Origin of the sequence: Bacillus sp. JJ1503, assembly GCF_036965125.1 — a bacterium.
Classification (GTDB): domain Bacteria; phylum Bacillota; class Bacilli; order Bacillales; family Cytobacillaceae; genus Cytobacillus.
This window is the reverse complement of the sequence record NZ_JBALOZ010000471.1, coordinates 1-6175: the sequence shown is the minus strand read 5'-3', so window position 1 is coordinate 6175 and position 6175 is coordinate 1. Positions and strand designations below refer to the sequence as shown.

Annotated in this window: 8 protein-coding genes; 3 read left to right on the top strand and 5 right to left on the bottom strand. The window is 36.1% G+C overall.

The genetic code is table 11. The features are described from left to right. Positions 1-206 precede the first annotated feature (206 nt). Entirely contained in the window at positions 207-659 is a 453-nt protein-coding gene (locus V7149_RS25385) for a hypothetical protein (protein WP_335348338.1), read from the top strand. A 39-nt stretch (positions 660-698) separates the two neighbouring features. On the opposite strand, the gene nadE is transcribed toward V7149_RS25385, so the two are convergent. From nadE to V7149_RS25370, 3 genes are all read right to left on the bottom strand, one after another. Next, complete coding sequence (gene nadE, locus V7149_RS25380) at positions 699-1520, bottom strand: ammonia-dependent NAD(+) synthetase (RefSeq protein ID WP_335348337.1); 822 nt, start codon at positions 1518-1520, stop codon at positions 699-701. Positions 1521-1567: 47 nt separating this feature from the next. Further along, the gene (locus V7149_RS25375; RefSeq protein ID WP_335348336.1) at positions 1568-3028 is read right to left on the bottom strand and encodes a nicotinate phosphoribosyltransferase; all 1461 of its coding nucleotides are present in this window, start codon (positions 3026-3028) and stop codon (positions 1568-1570) included. Between the two features lie 131 nt (positions 3029-3159). Beyond that, the gene (locus tag V7149_RS25370; protein WP_335348335.1) at positions 3160-4101 is read right to left on the bottom strand and encodes a UPF0104 family protein; all 942 of its coding nucleotides are present in this window, start codon (positions 4099-4101) and stop codon (positions 3160-3162) included. 151 nt (positions 4102-4252) lie between these two features. Here V7149_RS25370 and V7149_RS25365 point away from each other — a divergent pair, with 151 nt between their 5' ends. Both V7149_RS25365 and yidC read left to right on the top strand, forming a co-directional pair. Beyond that, positions 4253-4540 carry a hypothetical protein gene (locus V7149_RS25365; RefSeq protein WP_335348334.1) on the top strand — a complete coding sequence of 96 codons (288 nt, stop codon included), beginning with the start codon at positions 4253-4255 and terminating at the stop codon, positions 4538-4540. Positions 4541-4565: 25 nt separating this feature from the next. Beyond that, positions 4566-5363 carry a membrane protein insertase YidC gene (gene yidC / locus V7149_RS25360; RefSeq protein WP_335348333.1) on the top strand — a complete coding sequence of 266 codons (798 nt, stop codon included), beginning with the start codon at positions 4566-4568 and terminating at the stop codon, positions 5361-5363. Between the two features lie 26 nt (positions 5364-5389). Here the strand turns inward: yidC and crcB (V7149_RS25355) are convergent, their stop codons facing one another. Further along, complete coding sequence (gene crcB, locus V7149_RS25355) at positions 5390-5749, bottom strand: fluoride efflux transporter CrcB (RefSeq protein ID WP_335348332.1); 360 nt, start codon at positions 5747-5749, stop codon at positions 5390-5392. After that, the gene (crcB, locus tag V7149_RS25350; protein ID WP_335348331.1) at positions 5746-6135 is read right to left on the bottom strand and encodes a fluoride efflux transporter CrcB; all 390 of its coding nucleotides are present in this window, start codon (positions 6133-6135) and stop codon (positions 5746-5748) included. Before crcB (V7149_RS25350) ends, crcB (V7149_RS25355) begins: the two co-directional genes overlap by 4 nt. Positions 6136-6175 lie beyond the last annotated feature (40 nt).

Here is a 6175-nt window from a genome sequence, read left to right as displayed (position 1 = left end):
ATTCCATCCCCTTTCCGACATATGTATTAATTATATCTATATTATGTATAATTTTTACAGGTATTTCGGCTAAATCAGGAAGAATGTACTAGTCATTCCAAGTCTAATGAGGAATTATGAAGAAAAATAAATAATTTAGACAAGTTCTTCCCCCCTATCAGCATATCTATAATAATGGACAAACATTTAATGGGGGGAGAAAGCAAATGCCATTTTTGATTTTGAAAAAAAGAGCCATCATCATGTTTTTAGTTATCTTTGTAGCAGTAGCCTCTGCATCAATTTGGTTAATTGTTAACAAAGGTGCGATATCTGTATTTAACCAAGAGGCAAATGAGGAAGTTCGAGAAATTCATATGGTGACAGGAGAATTTAAAGCTAAGCTTCCAAATGGGAAAGAGATTGAGTCATACCGTTGGGACCCGGGAACGATTTTTGTGAAAGAAGGAGAAAAAGTAAATCTTATTATTTCAGGCGTGAATGGGGCTGAGCATCCATTTTCTATTGAAGGAACCGATATTAAAGGAATTGTGAAAAAAGGTGAGGATACGGTTGTCCCTCTCCATTTCAAAAAAGAAGGGATATATAGATTAATTTGTCATACCCATCATGGAAAAGAACAAAATGGACCGATGATCGCGTATATTGTGGTGGATTAAAAAAACAGCGTTAGGAATTTTCCTAACGCTGTTTATCCTTTATTTCCACCAATTGTCATGCATGCTTGCTGGCATTCTTCTTTTATGCTCAGACAAGAGATAGCGTCTCTCAATTTTATCAACTGCATCTTGGCTTACTTGTTTACCCTCGAGATAATCATCGAGTTCATCGTATGAGATCCCAAGTTCTGTTTCATCTGCCTGTCCCGGTTTTAGATCAAGAAGGTCTGCTGTTGGCACTTTTAAATAAAGCCTTTCATCGGCACCTAATTCCTTTAGAAGTGCTTTTCCTTGCCGTTTTGTTAGCCCGGTCAGCGGAGTGACATCTGCACCCCCATCGCCAAATTTCGTATAAAAGCCTGTGATGGCCTCTGCAGCATGGTCAGTGCCAATGACTAGCAACCCGCTCTCTCCGCCAAATGCATATTGGGCAATCATTCTCATTCTTGCCTTTACATTACCCTTCTGATAATCACTTAATGAGTTATTTATTACAATTGAGTTATATTCATGTTGAATGTCATCTACGGCTGATTTAATGTTAAATACATATTCCCGATCAGCTTTAATAAATGAAAGTGCCAGCTTTGCATCTTCTTCATCTCCTTGAACGCCATAAGGAAGGCGAACGGCGATAAACATGGCTTCATGGTCCTCTTTCCGTAACTCTTCTACTGCCAGCTGCGCCAGTTTCCCTGCAAGTGTTGAATCCTGCCCGCCGCTAATGCCAAGAACATAACCCTTCGCTCTTGTTTTTATTAAATATTCTTTTAAAAAAGTAATTCGATTTCTGACTTCTTCCTTTGGATCTATATGTGGATTGACATGCAATTTCTCCATTATTTCCTTTTGAATTGTCATTTTTCTTCCTCCCGCTTAACGATGCTGTCCCATTCCCCTGATCTTATTTAAAGCTTGTTCACTTTATCTTTTACTCTTCTAATATGCTCCATTTTATTATCCCAGCATTTCTGACTTAAGTCGACCGGATATTCTGCTGGATTTAATGAACGCCTGTTTTCCTCCCAAAGTAAAGATAGATTTTCTTTAACAAATTGTTGAATATCTGTCAGTTTAGGTATTGTGTACACTAGCTTACCGTTTACAAATATATCCTTATGCAGCTCTTTTGCTTCAAAATTAGAAATATACTTCTTTATATACGTGTGAACAGGATGGAACATTTTCAACCGTTTTTCTTCCTGTGGATTTTCGTCCTCTAAAGTAATATAGTCCCCTTCGGACTTTTGGTTCTCTTTATTAATAATCCGATATACCCTTTTCATTCCCGGTGTTGTCACCTTTTCTGGGTTTCCGCTGATCTTGATCGTATCGACCATTTGACCTGATTCGTTTTCAATAGAGACGAGCTTATAGACAGCACCTAAAGCAGCTTGGTCATAGGCGGTAATTAATTTAGTACCAATACCCCATGAATCTATTTTTGCCCCCTGCCCCTTTAAGTTTAAGATCGTATATTCATCCAGATCATTTGAGGCAACTATTTTGGCATTTGGAAAACCAGCTTCATCAAGCATTTTTCTCGCTTCCTTAGATAAATAGGCCAAGTCTCCACTATCTAGCCTAATACCTATAAAGTTTATTTGATCTCCGAGCTCCTTTGCGACTTTTATGGCATTTGGCACACCCGATTTCAATGTATCATACGTATCAACTAGAAAAACGCAATTTTTATGTCTTCTTGCATATTTATGGAAGGCAGTATATTCATCCTGGTAGGCTTGAACAAGTGCATGGGCATGTGTACCTGAAACAGGAATATTAAATTTCTTACCTGCTCTTACGTTAGATGTTGACTGAAATCCTCCTATGAAAGCAGCTCTTGCTCCCCAGATGGCTGCGTCCATTTCATGTGCTCTTCTAGATCCAAACTCCATCGCCGTTTCTTCGCCTAGTACTTCCTTAATCCGAGCAGCCTTTGTCGCAATTAACGTTTGATAATTAATGATGTTCAGAAGAGCCGTTTCGATTAATTGTGCCTGTGCAAGCGGTGCCTCGATTCTCATAAGCGGCTCATTTCCAAATACAAGTTCTCCTTCTGACATTGAACGAATGGAGCCTGTAAATGTAAGTGTTTTTAAATATTCAAGGAAATCCTCCCGATAACCTAATACGTCTCTTAAATATGTTATATCACTTTCAGAAAAATGGAATTGATTAATATATTCTATTACTCTTTCCAGTCCAGCAAAGACTCCATATCCATTATTAAAAGGAAGTTTACGGAAATATAAATCAAACACAGCCTTTTTATTATGAATTCCGTCTTCCCAATAGGTTTCTGCCATATTTATTTGGTATAAGTCAGTATGCAGAGTTAGACTATCATCCTGAAAATAATGATGCATTAAAAATCCCCCTAGCAAAGTATTAATACTACCATTTTACCCTCTAAATTGTAGGATTACACAATATTGAACCGATAGAAATGTATATAAAAAACTAAACAAAAGGACTTGATAGAAAAAAGTCACTTTGTTTAGCTTTGATTTTTTTTAGCAGCCATTTGAAAAATTACAAAAGGCGTGCTTAATAAAACAGGAAAAATATAATAGCTAAGCCGATAAAACATGATAATTAACAAGCTTAATTCTGCTGGAATCCCGTATGTCTCCATTCCAATAAGAAAAACTAAGTCAAATGACCCAATCCCTCCTGGAATAAGGCTAATGATACCTGCACAAGCCGAGATAATCACGATCGGAAAAATAATTGAAAATGGAACAGCTACGCTCAATAAGTGAGCAATCCCCCATATACATATTCCAACAAATAACCATTCAAATATGGAGATGGTTATTAATTCAGCAATAAAACCCTTTTGTAAGTTTTCCAAGCTCCAAAACTTTTTTCTAAATGAAAAAAGAATAAGTAAAACCGGTGTATAGGCTGCAATAGCCCAGACGGCAAATTTCATAAACTTGATTTCGGCATAAACATGCATATCCGTAAATGCTACTTGCCAGGAAAGAATAGATAGCCCTGTTAAATAAAACAGAGAAATTTTTGCAATGATCCTAATGACAGGAATAGAATCAGTCGCATATTTGCGATAATAAATAGATCGTAAAGTTGCTCCGGCCACCCCGCCAAATCCAACTAAATTTGAGAAAGCATTTGCAGATAAGGAATAAAAAATAAACTGCCTCTTTCGAACTCTGCTTTTAAAAATTTGAAAAAGAACCACATCATAAAAAAACATCGGAATCAAGGCAATTAATCCAAGGATAAATATCAAAATAATTCTCTGGAGAGAAAGCCTGTCTAAATATAGGTCAATTAAGTTCCAGTTAAAATCCTTAAACAAACCTTTCGCTTCATAGCTGATTAATAGCAAGATCAGAATTGGAAATAAAACCTTTGCAATTGTTAATAACGTTTTTCGCTTAAAAAAAGACAAAATACCCCACCGTTCAATCAAATAGTCAGTCCATCCTATATTCTATTACTTCCTTAATATTGGTACAACCATTATATTTAAGCTCCCATTAAATTGGATAGTGTTTTCAATTGCACCGTAATCAAAAATCAATTATAATTTACCCATTGCCCTAAGATACCGAGGTGAGTATATGTTAGATTTTTTGATGGATGCTTCCAATATTCCGGCTGATCATGCCATCTATGTCAGTTTTATATTAGGGCTCATGATGAAATTTTTATGGGTATGGAATATCCAATACTCTTTTCATGATTCAATAAATAATACAGATCGATTGGATTCTCATACAATTATTCCAATTCAGCATTTAAGAATGAATGTTCAAAGGAATCCATTTTTAATTTGGATATCAAAATGTGCAAGAAAAATAGATGATCAAAGCGATGATCCAGACAGTGACTCCTTCCAACTAAGTTAAAACAAGACTAGGAGGAGTCACACAAATGAAAAACAAGAAAAATATTTTTCTTTTCACGCTAATATCAGTAGCAGTCTTATTATTATCAGCATGTTCTTCACAAAATGGCCAAAGCAATGATGGATTTTTTCATAAATTTCTTGTCGAACCATTTTCAATACTCATTCATGGAACAGCTGCCATTTTTCATGATAATTATGGGATTGCGATTATCATCATTACTCTTGGCATTAGGCTAATACTTATGCCGTTTATGTTAAAACAGTATAAAAACCAGCGCCTCATGAAAGAAAAAATGGACGCTCTAAAGCCTGAAATGGACGAGATCCAAAAGAAATTGAAAGAAACAAAGGACCCGAAAGAACAGCAAAAGCTGCAACAAGAATTAATGGGACTTTACAAGAAGCATGGTGTGAATCCGCTAAATATGGGATGTCTGCCAATCCTTATTCAAATGCCAATTTTAATGGGATTTTATTATGCCATAAGAGGATCAGAAGAAATTGCCACCCACTCCTTCTTGTGGTTTAATCTTGGTCACGCTGATATTTGGATTACAGTTGCTGCGGGGATCGTATACTTCTTTCAATTCAAGGTTTCACAGGCAACAATGCCTATTCAACAGCAGCAACAGATGAAATTTATGGGGCTCTTGTCTCCGATTATGATTGTAATGGTTTCTTTAAATGCACCAGCTGCATTACCACTATATTGGACTGTCGGCGGTATATTCCTAACGATTCAAACAATAATTGGGAAAAGGCTTTACCCGTCTGAAAAAAAGGAAGTACTGCAAACATCAAATTCGATTAGCGACAAATAGAAAAGAGGGTGATTTAATCACCCTCTTTACATTTTCCCTATGATAAAGCCAAAAAATGCAAGCACTATCCCTAATAAATAGGTTAACATTAAATAGGTAATGCCTTGTACCTTTTTATTTGCCTGCAGAAGCATAACAGCCTCCAAATTAAATGTTGAATAAGTGGTGAATGCACCCATAAACCCTGTTCCCATTAAAAAATGAATATGCTCACCTTCACCCATTCCGATGATGACTCCTAATAAAAAAGACCCCACTAAATTAACAAAAAGCGTTCCAAAAGGGATTTTATCCTGTACATGACTATTCAATAGTATAGAAAGTTTATACCTGCAAATAGCTCCAAGGAATCCGCCTATACAGATTAACAATATATTTATGATCATTTTTCTTCCTCACGATCCCGCTGTTCCACTAATTTAAAGCCTAAGTAAATGGCAGCTAGCCCCCCAAATAAGCTAATGAAAACATATAAAAAAGCAAAAAAATACGATCCGCGAGTCAATAATAGAACGGCATCTGAGCTTAATGCTGATAACGTTGTAAAGGAGCCAATTGCTCCCGTACTAATAGCAACCTTTAATTGTTGATTCATTCTCCCGCTTAGGCTGAATTTCTTTGTAAATAATCCTAAAAGCAGTGCTCCAATAATATTGGTTATAAGTGTACCGATGGGAAAACCTTCTCCCCAAAGGGAAACAGAAATCGTGAATAAGAAAAATCTAAGGAGACTTCCAACTATACCCCCTATCCCAATAAATACATATGTCAATAAAATCTCCTGCTTTCATTATTAGTTCATTAGATAATAA